General features: G+C 65.6%; 15 protein-coding genes and 1 other RNA gene. 5 read left to right on the top strand and 11 right to left on the bottom strand.

The annotated features are described in order from the left end of the window. Nucleotide 1: 1 nt before the first annotated feature. Nucleotides 2-430 (bottom strand): 50S ribosomal protein L13, encoded by a 429-nt coding sequence (gene rplM, locus WS69_RS10840; RefSeq protein WP_004522094.1) that lies wholly within the window; start codon nt 428-430, stop codon nt 2-4. Here rplM and WS69_RS35275 point away from each other — a divergent pair. Then, nucleotides 429-560 (top strand): hypothetical protein, encoded by a 132-nt coding sequence (locus WS69_RS35275; RefSeq protein WP_257791889.1) that lies wholly within the window; start codon nt 429-431, stop codon nt 558-560. The genes rplM and WS69_RS35275 overlap by 2 nt on opposite strands. A gap of 538 nt (nt 561-1,098) precedes the next feature. Further along, the gene (locus WS69_RS10835) at nt 1,099-1,521 is read left to right on the top strand and encodes an OsmC family protein (RefSeq protein ID WP_059470769.1); all 423 of its coding nucleotides are present in this window, start codon (nt 1,099-1,101) and stop codon (nt 1,519-1,521) included. A gap of 89 nt (nt 1,522-1,610) precedes the next feature. Here the strand turns inward: WS69_RS10835 and rnpB are convergent. From rnpB to pyrC, 3 genes are all read right to left on the bottom strand, one after another. Beyond that, nucleotides 1,611-2,022, bottom strand: an RNA gene (gene rnpB / locus WS69_RS10830) — RNase P RNA component class A. A gap of 193 nt (nt 2,023-2,215) precedes the next feature. Next, on the bottom strand, nt 2,216-3,259 hold the full coding sequence (locus WS69_RS10825) for a DUF3025 domain-containing protein (protein WP_442854897.1): 1,044 nt from the start codon (nt 3,257-3,259) through the stop codon (nt 2,216-2,218). A gap of 49 nt (nt 3,260-3,308) precedes the next feature. Next, nucleotides 3,309-4,367: a dihydroorotase gene (gene pyrC, locus WS69_RS10820; protein ID WP_059470897.1), complete on the bottom strand. Its 1,059-nt coding sequence runs from the start codon at nt 4,365-4,367 to the stop codon at nt 3,309-3,311. Nucleotides 4,368-4,570: 203 nt separating this feature from the next. Between pyrC and WS69_RS10815 the strand changes: the two genes are divergently transcribed. Then, entirely contained in the window at nt 4,571-5,476 is a 906-nt protein-coding gene (locus tag WS69_RS10815; RefSeq protein WP_059470768.1) for a class II glutamine amidotransferase, read from the top strand. A gap of 517 nt (nt 5,477-5,993) precedes the next feature. On the opposite strand, the gene WS69_RS10810 is transcribed toward WS69_RS10815, so the two are convergent. The 6 genes from WS69_RS10810 to WS69_RS10785 form a co-directional block, all read right to left on the bottom strand. Beyond that, nucleotides 5,994-6,719, bottom strand: a complete 726-nt coding sequence (locus WS69_RS10810; protein WP_059470767.1) for an amino acid ABC transporter ATP-binding protein — start codon at nt 6,717-6,719, stop codon at nt 5,994-5,996. Continuing rightward, nucleotides 6,716-7,393: a glutamate/aspartate ABC transporter permease GltK gene (gene gltK, locus WS69_RS10805; RefSeq protein WP_059470766.1), complete on the bottom strand. Its 678-nt coding sequence runs from the start codon at nt 7,391-7,393 to the stop codon at nt 6,716-6,718. Before gltK ends, WS69_RS10810 begins: the two co-directional genes overlap by 4 nt. Further along, nucleotides 7,393-8,133, bottom strand: a complete 741-nt coding sequence (locus tag WS69_RS10800; RefSeq protein WP_059470765.1) for an amino acid ABC transporter permease — start codon at nt 8,131-8,133, stop codon at nt 7,393-7,395. The genes gltK and WS69_RS10800 overlap by 1 nt, the downstream gene beginning before the upstream one ends. An 82-nt stretch (nt 8,134-8,215) precedes the next feature. Next, nucleotides 8,216-9,109, bottom strand: a complete 894-nt coding sequence (locus WS69_RS10795) for a glutamate/aspartate ABC transporter substrate-binding protein (RefSeq protein ID WP_059470896.1) — start codon at nt 9,107-9,109, stop codon at nt 8,216-8,218. Between the two features lie 218 nt (nt 9,110-9,327). After that, nucleotides 9,328-10,632 carry a Glu/Leu/Phe/Val family dehydrogenase gene (locus WS69_RS10790; RefSeq protein WP_059470764.1) on the bottom strand — a complete coding sequence of 435 codons (1,305 nt, stop codon included), beginning with the start codon at nt 10,630-10,632 and terminating at the stop codon, nt 9,328-9,330. Between the two features lie 275 nt (nt 10,633-10,907). Then, the gene (locus WS69_RS10785) at nt 10,908-11,855 is read right to left on the bottom strand and encodes a LysR substrate-binding domain-containing protein (protein WP_059470763.1); all 948 of its coding nucleotides are present in this window, start codon (nt 11,853-11,855) and stop codon (nt 10,908-10,910) included. A 488-nt stretch (nt 11,856-12,343) separates the two neighbouring features. Here WS69_RS10785 and WS69_RS10780 point away from each other — a divergent pair, with 488 nt between their 5' ends. After that, a complete protein-coding gene (locus tag WS69_RS10780; RefSeq protein WP_059470762.1) occupies nt 12,344-13,753 on the top strand; it encodes an MFS transporter in 1,410 nt (469 codons plus the stop codon). 106 nt (nt 13,754-13,859) lie between these two features. After that, nucleotides 13,860-15,248 (top strand): adenylosuccinate lyase, encoded by a 1,389-nt coding sequence (gene purB, locus WS69_RS10775; protein WP_059470761.1) that lies wholly within the window; start codon nt 13,860-13,862, stop codon nt 15,246-15,248. Nucleotides 15,249-15,475: 227 nt separating this feature from the next. On the opposite strand, the gene WS69_RS10770 is transcribed toward purB, so the two are convergent. Then, nucleotides 15,476-16,021 carry a gluconokinase gene (locus tag WS69_RS10770; protein ID WP_059470760.1) on the bottom strand — a complete coding sequence of 182 codons (546 nt, stop codon included), beginning with the start codon at nt 16,019-16,021 and terminating at the stop codon, nt 15,476-15,478. Nucleotides 16,022-16,034: the final 13 nt, after the last annotated feature.

Here is a 16,034-nt window from a genome sequence, read left to right as displayed (position 1 = left end):
CTTAGATCTCGAGCGCCTTCGGCTGTTGCGCCGAATGCGGATGCGTGGCTTCAGCGTAGACCTTCAGCTTCTTGATCATCGCGTAGCCGAGCGGGCCCTTCGGCAGCATGCCCTTGACCGCCTTCTCAAGCGCGCGGCCCGGGAAGCGTTCCTGCATCTTGCCGAACGTCGTTTCATAGATGCCGCCCGGGTAGCCCGAGTGACGGTAGTACTTCTTGTCCAGCGTCTTGTTGCCCGTGACCTTCAGCTTGCTCGCGTTGATGACGATGATGAAATCACCGGTGTCGACGTGCGGGGTGAACTCGGGTTTGTGCTTGCCGCGCAGACGGCGTGCCACTTCGCTGGCGACACGGCCGAGAACCTTATCCGTCGCGTCAATCACGTACCATTCGCGCGTCACCTCATGGGCTTTTGCGGAAAACGTCTTCATGATCGATCCAAAATTGATTGCTTATGCCCAAGCGTTCTTCCCTGCTTGTCTGCTCTTGGCAGGCGCTTCGTGGCGCGATGCAGGCTCTCCCTGTTCTTTTTCCGTGGGCATGATTGCGGAAAAGCCCTGAATTATAAAGGAATTCGTTCCGGGAGGTCAAAGGAATCCGACATTCGCTGCCACACCCCGGCGCGAAGCGCGCATCGCGGGCGCGAAACCGCTGGCGAGAGGCCGCCGAAACTTGCATTGGACGAAAAAAAGCCCGAACCGCTGGTTCAGGCTTAATCCACCAAAGGAGGAGGGTGGAGGAGACATGCGGAGGTTGCCGCAGCGCGACAACCAATGATTGCCATTATACGAACCCGGTCTCGTCAGCACAAGAAAAACCGCATGGAGAAATTCATTCTCACAATACGGAAAATTACCGCACCTCCCACAACATCAATTTCCACTTTATAATCAATAAGATACTATCATTCTCCTGAAGTAATGCCTTTTTCGTCTAGAGCAAAACCCCTAAAGATCGGAGGGCATTCGGTGCTGTCCGGATCACATGCGAAGCTCCGCCGGACACCGCCTTTCACCGTCTTGCAGCGCATCAGCCGACTGTTTCGGGCGGGGCTACAATGCCGGTTCACAATTGAATCAAGCAACGCTGGAGCTCGTGCATGGAATGCAAAGTAAGCTGGATGGGGCAGGATGGCATGGCATTCGCCGCCCAAACGGGCAGCGGCCACCTCGTCACGATGGACGGCGCGCCCGAAGGCGGCGGACACAATCTCGCGCCGCGTCCGATGGAGATGGTCCTCGTCGGCACGGGCGGCTGCACGGCCTATGACGTCGTGCTGATCCTCAAGAAGAGCCGCCAGGAAGTGACGGGCTGCTCGGTGACGCTGCAGGCGGAGCGCGCGAGCGAAGACCCGAAGGTATTCACGAAGGTCCACTTCCATTTCACGGTGACGGGCCGCAACCTGAATCCCGCGACCGTCGAGCGTGCGATCAATCTGTCGCACGACAAATACTGCTCGGCGTCGATCATGATCGCGAAGACGGCTGAGCTGTCGCACTCGTTCGAAATCGTCGCCGCGTAACGCGCCGCTCGCGGCGCGAGCGCGAGGCCATGCAGGGCCCGAAAGGAAAAGGCCTGCGCCGCATGCGGCGCAGGCCTTTCGTCATCGTGCGGCAAAGCGGGCCGATAAGCCGGATTCTGTGCGCGCCGCGCGCCCGAAGACACGTGGCCCGTGGCAGCCATTCCTCTAGGCGCGCCATTGCTGACGCGCTCAAGCTTCCTACCCGCAGACGAGGCGGGGGCACCGCCCTGCATCCGAGGATGCGCGTCTGCCTACTTGGAATTGCTCCGGGTGGAGGTTACCGTGCCGGTCTGCGTCGCCGCAGCCGCGGTGCGCTCTTACCGCACCGTTTCACCCTTACCTGATCCCGGCTTGCGCCGGGCCATCGGCGGTTTGCTTTCTGTTGCCCTGTTCCGCGTGTCGCCACGGATGGCCGTTAGCCATCACCCTGCCCTGTCGGAGTCCGGACTTTCCTCGCCCTTCGCGGCGAACCGCAAAGGCCGCGACTGCCTGGCCTGCTTTGCGAGCGGGATTTTAGCACCGTGGGGCGGCGGTCGCTCGGGACTCGCTGTTTTGCGGTGCCGCTTGTCGCTTGTCGCTTGTCGCTTGTCGCTTGTCGCTTGTCGCTTGTCGCTTGTCGCTTGTCGCTTGTCGCTTGTCGCTTGCAAATGATCGGCTGACCGCTTGATTGGACGACCGATCAGCGTCCTTCGCCTCAGCCGGCGCGGGAGCGGCGGCCGCTGCGGAACACCTGCGGATCGTCGTAGAACGACGGCGACTCGTTCGCAGGCCACCAGCCCGGTATGCCGAGCACCGGCAACGGCGCGAACGCGCGGCTCGTCGGCTCAGCCCCGGCGAGCGCCGCCGCGACACGTTCGTCGAGCCACGCGCAACGCTTGGCATCGGCCCACTCGAAATATGCGGCCGGCGCGTCGACGATCCACGCGTGCGCGGTGCAGCCCTTGTATGGATCGACGAGCTTTTCGAGCAGCGCATGGCCGACGATCCGCGCTTCGCAGCCCGCCCCCCATGCGGCGCGCGACGCGCACATCAGCGTCGGCCAGTCGAACCCGCGCAGCGCAGCCGCGAGCGCCGGATTCGATGTCGCGAAAAGCGCCGCGTTCTCGTCGAACAGCGTGAGCGCGTCGCGGACAGCACCGCGCACGGGGCCGACGCCCGTCGCGTCGATCGCCGCGGCCTGGTGCGCGTTGAGCGTCGCCTTGATGCGCGGATACGCGAACCAGACGAGCGCGTTGAAGAGGTCGTGCAGGTTGTGGCGGGTCGGGACGGCGCCCGTCTCGGCGATGTGCGTCTCGTACGCGACGCCCGCCGGCAGCGCCGCCTGTTCGATGAAGCGCAGCGGCAGGCAGCGGCCCGTCGCGATGCGCTCGGCTTGCGCGTCGTCGTTCAACATGCGCAGCCACGCCGCCTCGCCTCGCTGTGCAGCCTGCGTCCATCGCCTGCCGCGCGCGGCGAACGGCGCGAGCCACGGCGCGGACCAGTCGATTCGTTCGAAAACGGAGCACGTGGGGACCGAATCCGGCGCGCCTCGGTCGCCCGAAGCGCGCGATTCGCCCGCGCTTTCCGTGCCGCCCGCAGCGGCCGGGCGATCCGCAACCGGCAGCTCGCCGGCGCCGCGCGCATCGCTAGCGCGGCCGGCGGCGCTCGTCTCGCCCGAACGCGGCAGGCCCGCCGCGCCACACGCGCCGGCCGGCAGGTCCGCATCATTCATGCCGTCCGTATCGCCCATCTCGCTCACACCGAATCCGCCGAGCGCGGCAACCGTGCCGACCGCCGCGCTCCGCGCGTCAGGTAAGCCGCCAGCCGATCGGCTCGCCGCCGCGCAGCGGCACGACAGACGCGTCGCCCGCGCCGATCTCGCGCGGCAACTCCCACGTCTCGCGGCGCAGCGTCACCATCTCGCCGCCGCGCGGCAACCCATAGAAATCCGCGCCGAAGAAGCTCGCGAAGCCTTCGAGCTTGTCGAGCGCGCCCGCCTGGTCGAACGCCTCCGCATACAGCTCGAGCGCGTGCAGCGCCGTATAGCAGCCCGCGCAGCCGCACGCGGCCTCTTTCGCGCCCTTCACGTGCGGCGCGCTGTCGGTGCCGAGGAAGAAGCGCGGATTGCCCGACGTCGCCGCGGCAATGAGCGCGACCCGGTGCGTCTCGCGCTTCAGCACCGGCAGGCAGTAGTAATGCGGCCGGATCCCGCCAACAAACATCGCGTTGCGGTTGTACAGCAGATGATGCGCGGTGATCGTCGCGCCGAGGAGGCCGGGCGCCGCGTCGGCGTCGCGCACGTAGTCGGCCGCGTCCTTCGTCGTAATGTGCTCGAACACTACCTTGAGCCCCGGCAGCGCGCGGCGCAGCGGTTCCATTACGCGGTCGATGAACACCTTTTCGCGATCGAACAGGTCGATCGACGCGTCCGTCACCTCGCCGTGCACGAGGAGCGGCATCCCGACTTCCTGCATCGCCTCAAGCGTCTTCGCGCATTTGCCGAGCAGATCGGTCACGCCGGCGTCCGAGTTCGTCGTCGCGCCCGCCGGATACAGCTTCACGCCGTGCACGAAGCCGCTTTCGCGCGCGCGGCGGATCTCGTCGGCGGGCGTGTTGTCGGTCAGGTACAGCGTCATCAGCGGCTCGAACGTCATGCCGGCCGGCAGCGCGGCCAGGATGCGCTCGCGGTACGCCTGCGCCTGCGCGGTCGTCGTGACAGGCGGCTTCAGGTTCGGCATGATAATCGCGCGCCCGAACTGGCGGGCGGTGTGCGGCAGGACGGCCGCGAGCATCGCGCCGTCGCGCACGTGCAAGTGCCAGTCGTCGGGGCGTGCGAGGGTCAGCGTGGCGGGAGCAGGAGCATTCATGATGTCGTGGGAATGGCGCGCGGCGACGGGCGATGCGCGACGCGCCGGCCGCGCGCGGCGCCGATTGACGGCAAACCGCAACACGGAACCGCTTGCGCGCGGTTTTCGCCTTTTGCCGCTTTGGGCTCGGTGATATGCTTGAAGCCAACATTGTACCGGTTCCGTCCGGTGTACTCCTCGCCAGCCCCAGCCGCACCCGCGATATGTGCCAACTCTTCGGAATGAACTGCGCCGAGCCGACGGACGTGACGTTCTCGTTTACGGGCTTTGCGGCCCGCGGCGGGCTCACCGACCACCATGCCGACGGCTGGGGCATCGCGTTCTTCGAGGACAAGGCGTGCCGCCTCTTCATCGACCAGCAGTCGTCCGCGACGTCGCCCATCGCCGAGATGGTCAAGCGCTACCCGATCAAGTCGAAGAACACGATCGCGCACATCCGCAAGGCGACGCAGGGGCACATCCTGCTCGAGAATTGCCATCCGTTCATGCGCGAGCTGTGGGGCCGCCACTGGATCTTCGCGCACAACGGCGATCTTCAGGGCTACGCGCCCGATCTCGAAGGCGGCGTCTATCAGCCGGTTGGCACGACCGACAGCGAGAAGGCGTTCTGCAAGCTGATGCAGGGGCTGCGTGACGCGTTCCCCGGCGCGCAGCCGCCGCTGCCCGAGTTGTTCGAGCAGGTCGGCGAGCTCACGCGCGACATCACGCGACACGGTGTCTTCAACTTCCTGATGTCGAACGGGCAGGCGCTGTTCGCGCACTGCTCGACACGCCTGCATTACCTCGTGCGGCGCTGGCCGTTCTCGACCGCGCACCTGATCGACGAGGACATCTCGATCGATTTCGCGAAATACACGACGCCGGAAGACCGCGTCGCGGTGATCGCGACGCAGCCCCTCACCGACGACGAAGTGTGGACCGCGCTCGAGCCGGGCGAACTCGTGATGTTCCAGTGCGGCGACGTCGCGGCGACGATGCGCATCCCGGTGCCGGAGGCCGTGCTCGACAAGCTCAGGAATCCGGAGCTGGACGCGTCGGCGTCGGCGCCGCGCCATACGGCCGCGCTCGCGGCGGGCGGCGATCTCGGCGACGATCCGGTCGATTTCTGATTCCACATCGCTCGATTGGACACGTCAGCGGCGGCGCATGCGCTGTTGAAACCGTCCGGGTTGCCGCACGCGGCGGCGTGTCGAGCGACGCGCGCAACACGAATGCGATGTCATGATGCCGACTTGCAAGCGGCGGCCGTCGCACATCCGCGTTGCTGAGCGTAGCGCGACGGCGCGCGGCGCGCGTTCGTTCGAATGAAGGCTGCGAAGCGACTGCCAACTCCCTCTTATCTCGCACGCGAAATGTCGCGTCGATGGCGATGGCGATGGCGATGGCGATGGCAAGCCGAACACGCCAACTACGCCGCATGCGCCTCCCTGCTCCACCTCTTGCTCCGCCGCCCGCCGCCACATAAAGATCATTCCGCTCAAACCACAGCAAGACCGGCCCGCCGATTCAGCTCGGCCACGCACCGCCATCCAGTCAACAAAAAAGCCGCCCGGCTCTCGCCGGACGGCCTTCGCATCGCGAGCGACGCGGCGGCGGCTCACGTGCGCCGCACCGCCGCCCAAGCAATCAATGCAGGATCTTCGCCAGAAAGTCCTTCGCGCGATCCGACTTCGGATTCGCAAAGAAGTCTTCCTTGCGGTCGTCCTCGACGATCAAGCCCTGGTCCATGAAGATCACGCGATGGGCGACCTTCTTCGCGAAGCCCATCTCGTGCGTGACGACCATCATCGTCATGCCTTCCTTCGCGAGCTCGACCATCACGTCGAGCACCTCGTTGATCATCTCCGGATCGAGCGCCGACGTCGGCTCGTCGAACAGCATCGCGATCGGATCCATCGACAACGCGCGCGCGATCGCGACGCGCTGCTGCTGGCCGCCCGACAACTGCCCTGGATACTTGTGCGCATGCGCCTTCAGCCCGACGCGATCGAGCAGCTTCAATCCCTTCTCGGTCGCCTCGTCCTTGCTGCGGCCGAGCACCTTGATCTGCGCGAGCGTCAGGTTCTCGGTGATCGACAGGTGCGGAAACAGTTCGAAGTGCTGAAACACCATCCCGACCTTCGAGCGCAGCTTCGACAGGTTCGTCTTCTTGTCGCCGACCGACTGCCCATTGACGAGAATCTCGCCTTCCTGGAACGGCTCGAGGCCGTTGACCGTCTTGATCAGTGTCGACTTGCCCGAGCCCGACGGCCCGCACACGACCACCACTTCACCTTTCTTCACTTCCGTCGTGCAGTTGGTCAGCACCTGGAACTGGCCGTACCACTTCGACACGTTCTTAATGGAAATCATCTTGTGACCTTTTTCTGGAGACCTTTGACCAACGCGGATGCGACCGAGCACACGACGAAATAGCATGCGCCCGCGAACAGGATCATCTCGACGCTCGTGCCGTCGCGATCGCCGATGTTCGCGGCCGTGCGGAAGAAGTCCGCCAGGCTGATCACGTAGACGAGCGACGTGTCCTGGAACAGCACGATCGCCTGCGTGAGCAACAGCGGCACCATCGCGCGAAACGCCTGCGGCAGGATCACGAGGCGCATCGCCTGCGCGTAGTTCATGCCGAGCGCGAACGACGCATTGACCTGCCCGCGCGGCACCGACTGAATGCCGGCCCGAATGATCTCCGAATAATACGCGGCCTCGAACAGCGAGAACGCGACCATCGCCGACGCGAGCCGGATGTCGATCGTCGGCGACAGGCCGAGCACGCCCTGCAGCACCTGCGGCACGATCAGGAAGAACCACAAGAGCACCATCACGAGCGGGATCGAGCGGAACACGGTCACGTAGCCCTGCGCGAACCACGCGAGCGGCTTGACGCCCGACAGCCGCATCAGCGCAAGCAGCGTGCCCCAGACGATCCCGACCACGATCGCGAGCAGCGTGATCTGCAGCGTGATGATCGCGCCGGTCCAGAGCGTCGGCAGCGCGCCGGGAATACTACTCCAGTCGAACTGATGCATCACTTGCCTCCGATGTAGCCGGGCAGCCGGGACTTGCTCTCGACCCAGCGCATGAACGACATGACGACGAGGTTGATGAGCACGTACGCAAGCGTGACGGCGATGAACGACTCGTAGGTCTGCGCGGTGTAGTCGACGAGCTGGCGCGCCTGCGCGGACAGGTCGAGCAGGCCGATCGTCGACGCGACCGCCGAGTTCTTGAAGATGTTCAGGAATTCCGACGTGAGCGGCGGCACGATGATCCGGTAGGCGACCGGCAGCAGCACGTAGCGATACGTCTGCCATTGCGTGAAGCCCATCGCGAGGCCGGCGGCGCGCTGGCCCTTCGGCAGCGCGTTGATGCCGGAGCGCACCTGCTCGCAGACGCGCGCGCCGGTGAAGAGGCCGAGACAGACGATCGACGCCGTGAAGAACTGCGTGCCGGGCGGCAGCTGCTTGATCCAGGTGCCGATCGACACGGGCAGCAATTCGGGTACGACGAGGTACCAGACGAAGAACTGCACGATGAGCGGGATGTTGCGGAAGATCGATACGTAGACGGTGCCGATCGCCGAGAGCCACTTGTTCGGGACGGTGCGCAGCACGCCGAACAGCGAACCGACGACGAGCGCGATCAGCCACGCGACGAGCGACACCTTGACCGTCACCCAGAATCCCGACATCAGCCAGCCGAGATAGGTCGTCGGTTCGCCCGTCGAAACGGGGCTCAGGAAGATGCCCCAGTTCCAGTGGTAAGACATAGCCAGACTCCAACAAAAAGAAACGGAAGAAGCCGTGCCTCTTCCGTTTTGTCAGCGCTTGTTAGCTCGAACCGCCGCGCGCTCAGTCGAGCGCCTTGTCGTTCGGGTTCGCGTAGAGCTTCTTCATCTCGTCGGAGAGCGGGAAGTTCAGATTCAGGCCCTTCGGCGGAATCGGATTCTCGAACCACTTCGAGTAGATCTTCGCCGCTTCGCCCGACTTCTCGACCTGGGTGATCGCGTCGTCGACGACCTTCTTGAACGCCGGATCGTCCTTGCGCATCATGCAGCCGTACGCCTCCTGCGATTGCGGCTTGCCGACGATCACCCATTCGCCCGGCTGCTTCGCCTTCGCGCGCTCGCCCGCGAGCAGCGCGTCGTCCATCATGAACGCGACCGCGCGGCCCGTCTCGAGCGTCTGGAACGAATCGCCGTGATCCTTCGCGCTGACGATGTTCATCCCCATCTGATTCTTGTTGTTCATCTCGCGCAGCAGACGCTCGGACGTCGTGCCCGCCGTCGTCACGACGGTCTTGCCCTTCAGGTCGGCAAAGTCCTTGACGCCCGAATCCTTCTTCGTCATCAGGCGCGTGCCGATCACGAAGATCGTGTTCGAGAACGCCGCCTGCTTCTGGCGATCGAGGTTGTTCGTCGTCGAGCCGCACTCGATGTCGACCGTGCCGTTCTGCACGAGCGGAATGCGGTTTTGCGACGTCACCGGAATGTTCTTCACCTGCAGGTTCGGCAGATTCAGCTTCTTCTTGACCGCATCGACGACCTTCATCTGGAAGTCGCGCGAGTAGCCGACGACCTGCTGGTTCTGGTCATAGTACGAGAACGGAATCGACGATTCGCGGTGCCCCAGCGCGATCACGCCCGTGTCCTTGATTTTCTTCAGCGTGCCCGTTTCTTGAGCGATGGCGCCGCCGGCAAACGTGCTCAGCGCCGCGACCATCAGCATTGCTTTCGGGAATTTCATCGTTGTCATCTCCTTGGCGAAAACCCGCGCCAGTTTAGCAAAGTAATTTTTATGAAAGTAATGGTTGTTAACCACACTTTTGACCGGGTGGCGCGCGCATCGCCGAACGCGTGCCGCGTCCGCATGCGCACGCGGGCGGCGCCGGATCCGGTGCCGCCCGCGGATAAATCACGGCGCGGTTCGTCGAGCCGCGCCGTCGATCGACCGAAACCGATCGATCAGGGGTACAGGCCGCGCATTTCGCGCGCCATCAGGATACGCTTGCACGCAACGATGAACGCCGCGGTACGCACCGACACCTTGTGCTCTTCCGCGACCGCCCACACGCCGGCGAACGCTTCGCGCATCACGCGCTCGAGACGATGGTTGATCTCGTCTTCCGTCCAGAAGAAGCTCGAGAAGTCCTGCACCCACTCGAAGTACGACACGGTCACGCCGCCCGCGTTCGCGATCACGTCGGGAATCACGAGCACGCCGTTCGCGTTCAGGATGTCGTCCGCGGCCGTCGTCGTCGGGCCGTTCGCGCCTTCGACGATGATCTTCGTGCGGATCTTCGACGCGTTCTTCTCGGTGATCTGGTTTTCGAGCGCGGCCGGGATCAGGATCTCGGTCTCGACCGTCCAGAACTCGTCGTTCGGCATCGGTTCCGCGCCTTCAAAACCGGCGACGCCGCCCGTGTTCGCGACGTGCTCGAGCAGCTTCACCGTATCGACGCCCGCCGGCCGGTAGATCGTGCCCGTGTGATCCTGAACCACGATCACCTTCGCGCCCGCTTCCTGGAACAGGCGCGCGGCGATCCCGCCGACGTTGCCGAAGCCTTGCACCGCGATGCGCGCGCCTTCGACCTCGACACCCTTCTTCTTCGCGGCTTCGCAGCCGACGACGAACACGCCGCGCCCCGTCGCTTCCTTGCGGCCGAGCGAACCGCCGAGGGAAATCGGCTTGCCGGTCACGACGCCCGTCGCGGTCTGGCCCTGGTTCATCGAGTACGTGTCCATCATCCACGCCATCACCTGTTCGTTGGTGTTGACGTCAGGCGCGGGAATATCGGTGTTCGGGCCGATGATGATGCCGATTTCGCTCGTGTAGCGGCGCGTGACGCGCTCGAGCTCGCCGCGCGACAGCTTGCGCGGGTCGACGCGGATGCCGCCCTTCGCGCCGCCGTACGGCACGTTCACGGCAGCATTCTTCACCGACATCCACGCGGACAGCGCCATGACCTCGGAGAGCGTCACGTCCTGGTGATAGCGCACGCCGCCCTTGCCCGGACCCCGCGACACGTTGTGCTGGACGCGATAGCCCTCGAAGTGCGCGACGGTGCCGTTGTCGAGCTCGATCGGCACGTCGACGATCAGGATGCGCTTCGGGCGCTTCAGCGTTTCGAGCCACCGCGACAGCGAGCCGAGATACGGCGCGACGCGGTCGACTTGCTGCAGATAGTTGCCCCAGGGGCCGAGATCGTCTGCGTGCAGGTAAGACGGAATGGATTGCACGGCGGACGGAGACTGCGATTGCGAAGACATGGAATCTCCAACGGTCGAAGAATGCGCACATTGTCGAAAAAGCGAATTTCGAAATCCAATGCCGTTTGCTTATTCGATTATGCGTTTCGTGCATGATCGGGCTTTTGCGCGAAAAACCGTGCGTTCGCCGTTCGAACGGCGGCAATCCCGATGCGATTCGCCGGAGCAACTTTCGTACGCGCCATCACGCGCACGCGCCGAGCGGGTGCGAAGTGCGCGCCGCACCGGCCGTGCGAAGCGGTCCAATCCGCGCGCCGGCTCGCGCCGCGGCCTCGTCAGGCCGCGCCGAGCTCCTCGCGCACCACGTCCCAGAGCTCGCGCACGAGCTTCTGGCGCGGCTCGTCGCCCTGTACGGCGAGCTTGTCGCGATAGAGCCGGATTTCCATCGTCAGCGTGAACGGCTCCGCGCCGCCCTTCGCCGCGCGGCCGAGCCGGACGAGGCGCCCGCCCGCGACCGCGTCCTCGACCGCGCTGTGCGGCAGGAACGCGACGCCGTGGCCGGCGAGCGCCATCGCCTTCAGCGCCTCGGCCATGTCGGTCTCGTAGACCTTGTCGAGATAGAGCGGTGCACGAGCGTTCGCGATGATCACCTCGGTCATCCGGCCGAGATACGCGTTCGGCGTGTACGACAGATACGGCACGGGCGCGTCGGCCGCGCCGGGCAGCGAATAGCGCGCGCGGCCGCCGCGGCCGGGCGCCGAGAACGGGCTGATCGGCTCGGCGCCGAGCGTCAGCATGTCGTAGCGGGCCGGATCGAGCGCGACGGGATGGCTCGGATGGTGATAGCCCATCACGAGATCGCAGCCGCCCTCGACGAGCGACAGCACCGCGTCGTGCACGTTCAGCGCGCGCAGCCGCGTGTGGACCTGCCCCATCTTCGCCTCGATCCGCTGCAGCCAGCGCGGAAAGTACGTGAGCGACAGCGTGTGCGGCACCGCGAATTCGATCGTCGGCACCGGCGCGCCGACGTGGCCGCGCAGCAGCGTGCGCGCCTCGTGCGCCTGCGACAGCATCACGAGCGCCTGCTCGTAGAACACCTGGCCCGCCTGCGTGAGGCGGGTCGGATAAACCGAACGATCGATCAGCTCCGTCGCGAGCCACGCTTCGAGCGCCTGTATCCGGCGCGAAAACGCGGGTTGCGACACGTGCCGCAGCTCGGCCGAGCGGCTGAAGCTGCGCGTTTCCGCGAGCGACACGAAGTCTTCGAGCCATTTGAGTTCCATGCGTGCCTTTGCTGCGGGAAGCGGGTGCGGGAAAGAAGCACGCATTTTAACGGCCGGGGACGTCGGCCGCTCCATGCGCAGGCGTGCGGCGCTCGCAGGTCGAAACCGGCGCCATTCGCTCCAGCGAGCGACCCGGCGCCGCGCGGACGCATCGCCACGTTCCTGATTCTTCACACTTTCCGCACCGCACCGCACTGCACCGCACCAACGCCGCGCCGCGCGCACAGGCGCGGTGCCGCGGGCCATCGCGCGCGCCTGCCGCCGGTGCGCGCGAGCGCGGCGCCCTTGCGTACGGCAGCCCGCCTCCCGGCTTCGCCGCTTTTACCGCGAGCCTTGCCCGGCAAGCGATCGCGCCATTTGGATGGAAACATGCATTTCATTGGCATAAAGCTTGCGGAACAGCGTGTCGGCCTGTTTCGCGCATCGCGAAACGGCTTTTCGCCCCCTTCCACCACCCGCCGTCGACCGGCATACGCGAGGCTTCACCGATGGATACTTTGCGCACCTCCCTCCGGAGCGGCAACTGGCGCTCGCTTCTGGCGTGCTTCCTCTACTTCGATACGGGCTTCACCGTCTGGGTGCTGTACGGCCCGCTCGCGCCGTTCATCAGCAAGGACATCACGATGACGGCTGCGCAACAGGGCTTCCTCGTCGCGGTGCCGGTGCTCGCGGCGGCCATCCTGCGCGTCACGCTCGGCAACCTGTATCAGTCCGCCGACGGCCGGCGCATCTCGCTGATGGGCGTGCTGCTGTCCGCCCTGCCCGCCGTCGTGCTGCCGTTCCTGCCCGGCACGCCGTCGTACACGCTGCTCCTCGTGCTCGGCGTGTTCCTCGGGATCGGCGGCGCGAGCTTCGCGGTCGCGCTGCCGATGGCGGGCAGCAGCTATCCGCCGAAGGTGCAGGGCCTCGTGCTCGGCCTCGCCGCGGCAGGCAACATCGGCGCGGTGCTCGACGGCTTCATGTTCCCGCACATCGCGGCCGCGCTCGGCTGGAAGTTCTCGACGGCGGCCGCGCTGCCCCTCCTTGCGATCGCCGGCTTCGCGCTCTTCGCGTGGGCCGACGACCGCGGCGAGAAATCGGGCAGCGCGAAGCGCGCGTTCGGCGCATTCGGGCTCACGCTCGTCGGGCTGATCGCACTCGTGCTCGCCGTGCACGAAGGCGTGTTCGGCGCGGGCAAGACGGGCGTGCTGCTGCTCCCCGTGATGGGCGCGCTCCTCGCGATCGCCGTGCTGCCCGGCCGCTACCGCGCGGTGCTCGCCGAGCGCGACACGTGGGTCATCATGCTGATCTACAGCATCACGTTCGGCGGCTTCGTCGGGATGTCGTCGTACGTGACGCTGCTCCTCACGACGCTCTACCAGATGCCGAAGATCGAAGCGGGCCTCTTCATGTCGCTGCTCGCGTTCCTGGGCGCGATCGTACGCCCGTTAGGCGGCCACCTCGCCGACCGCATCACCGGCGTGCGCGCGCTGATGGTCATCCTCGCGGCGATCGCCGCCGCCGACTTCGCGTTCGCGGCCGTGATGCCGCCGCTCGCGGGCGGAATCGCGCTCCTCGTGTGCCTGTACATCGCGTTCGGCCTCGGCAACGGCTCGACGTTCCAGCTCGTCCCACACCGCTGGAAAGGCAAGACGGGCCTGCTGTCCGGCATCGTCGGCGCGGCGGGCGGCGTCGGCGGCTTCTATCTGCCCGTCGTGATGGGCATCGCGAAGGAAAGCACGGGCAGCTATCAGCTCGGCTTCGCGACGTTCGGCGCGCTGTCGACCTGCGCGCTCGTCGCGCTCGTCATGCTGCGCGCGCAGTGGCTGCGCTGGGCGTCGCCCGAGCTCGCAGCGGCCGCCGAGCCGGCGGCCGGAACCGGGATGCCGATCGGCGGCGCGGCACGCGTCGGCGACTGAGCTTTTTCGATGACGGCGCGCGGCGGCCGGGTGGCCGCGCGCCGATGGTAAAATTCGCGGTTCTCCCCTTCACGTTTGAACCGCGGCCGCGAGCCTAAGCCCGATCATGTCCGACACCCGTCCCGATACCCTTTTCGCCCTCACCGCGCTCTCGCCCATCGACGGCCGCTACGCCAGCAAGACCGAAGCGCTGCGCGACTGGCTCTCCGAGGCCGCCTTCATGCGCCACCGCGTCACCGTCGAGGTGCACTGGCTGATCGCGCTGTCGCGCGCCGGCTTCGCCGAAGTGCCGCGCTTCTCGGAAGCCGCCGAGCAATTCCTGCTGCAGCTCGCCGAGCGCTTCACCGCGCACGACGCCGCGCGCATCAAGGAAATCGAGCGCGTGACGAACCACGACGTGAAAGCCGTCGAGTACTGGCTGAAGGAATCCGTCAAGGGCCAGGTCGAGCTAGAGAAAGCGAGCGAATTCATCCACTTCGCGTGCACGTCGGAAGACATCAACAACACGTCGCACGGGATGATGCTCGCCGGCGCGCGCCAGCACGTGATCCTGCCCGCGCTGCGCACGGTGCAAGGCCGCCTCGTCGCGCTCGCGCACGCGCACGCCGAGCAGCCGATGCTGTCGCGCACGCACGGCCAGCCGGCCAGCCCGACGACGCTCGGCAAGGAAATCGCGAACGTCGCCGCGCGTCTCGCGCGCGCGATCGAGCGGATCGAGAAGGTCGAGATCCTCGGCAAGATGAACGGCGCGGTCGGCAACTTCAACGCGCACCTGTCCGCGTATCCGGAGTTCGACTGGGAAGCGTTCTCGCGCGACGTGATCGAGAATCGCCTGAAGCTCACGTTCAATCCGTACACGATTCAAATCGAGCCGCACGACTACATGGCCGAGCTGTTCGACGCCGTCTCGCGCGCGAACACGATCCTGCTCGACCTCGACCGCGACGTCTGGGGCTACATCTCGGTCGGCTACTTCAAGCAGAAGACGAAGGCGGGTGAAATCGGCTCGTCGACGATGCCGCACAAGGTCAACCCGATCGACTTCGAGAATTCGGAAGGCAACCTCGGCCTCGCGAACGCGACGCTGCGCCACCTCGCCGACAAGCTGCCGGTGTCGCGCTGGCAGCGCGACCTCACCGATTCGACGGTGCTGCGCAACATGGGCGTCGCGCTCGGCTATTCGCTGCTCGCATATGATTCGCTGATTCGCGGCCTCGACAAGCTCGAGGTGAACCCGCAGCGCCTGAACGAAGACCTCGACAACTGCTGGGAAGTGCTCGCCGAACCGGTGCAGACGGTGATGCGCCGCTTCGGCATCGAGAACCCGTACGAGCAGCTGAAGGAACTGACGCGCGGCAAGGGCATTACGCGCGACGCGCTGCAGCAGTTCATCGGCACGCTCGCGATTCCGCAGGACGCGAAGGAGCGCCTGCTCGCGATGACGCCCGCGTCGTACGTCGGCAAGGCGGTCGAGCTCGCGAAGCGCATCGCATAACGCGTCACGCGCGTCGACGACGCGATGAAAAAGGCGCCCCGCGGGGCTAATGCCGTTCAGTTAAGATCAAAAAGGCTGCTCCGGATTAATACCGGAGCGGCCTTTTTCCTTGGTTCTGCAAGGCTAGGCCGCTGCGAACCGCGCTTAACTGAACGGCATTAGCCCCGCGGGGCGCCTTTCTTTTTGGCGCGGGCTGCAGCGACCGGCCACGATGCGGCCGCACGCCGTCACTGCTGCTGTTGTTGCCGTTGTTGCTGTTGCTGTTGTTGCTGTTGTTGCCGCTCGCCGCCGAGCTGGCTCGTCACGCGCTCGACGATCTCGTCGGGCGTAAGCTCGATGCCGACCTCGATCGCTTCGTCCGGGCCCGGCTCCTCGAGCGTGTCGAGCTGGCTTTGCAGCAGCGACGGATCGAAGAAATGTCCGGTGCGCGACTTCAGCCGCTCGCGCAGCATGTCGAACGAACCCTTCAGGTAGACGAAACGCACGTCGCGATCGTTGCCGCGCAGGATGTCGCGATACGCGCGCTTGAGCGACGAGCACGTGAACACAGCCGTCTCGCCCGCGCGCTGCTTCGCCTCGATGGCGTCGCGGATCGACTGGAGCCACGGCCAGCGGTCCTCGTCGGTGAGCGGAATCCCGTGGTGCATCTTTTCCTTGTTGGCGGCGCTGTGAAACGCGTCGCCGTCGGTATAGCTGCACGACAGGCGTTCCGCGATCATCTCGCCGATCCGCGACTTGCCCGCGCCCGACACGCCCATTGCGATCAGAATCATTGCCTACCCCTTG

Origin of the sequence: Burkholderia sp. BDU5 (genome assembly GCF_001522845.1) — a bacterium.
GTDB lineage: Bacteria > Pseudomonadota > Gammaproteobacteria > Burkholderiales > Burkholderiaceae > Burkholderia > Burkholderia mayonis.
The sequence above is the reverse complement of the archived record's forward strand: the minus strand, read 5'-3'. Positions and strand labels throughout refer to the sequence as shown.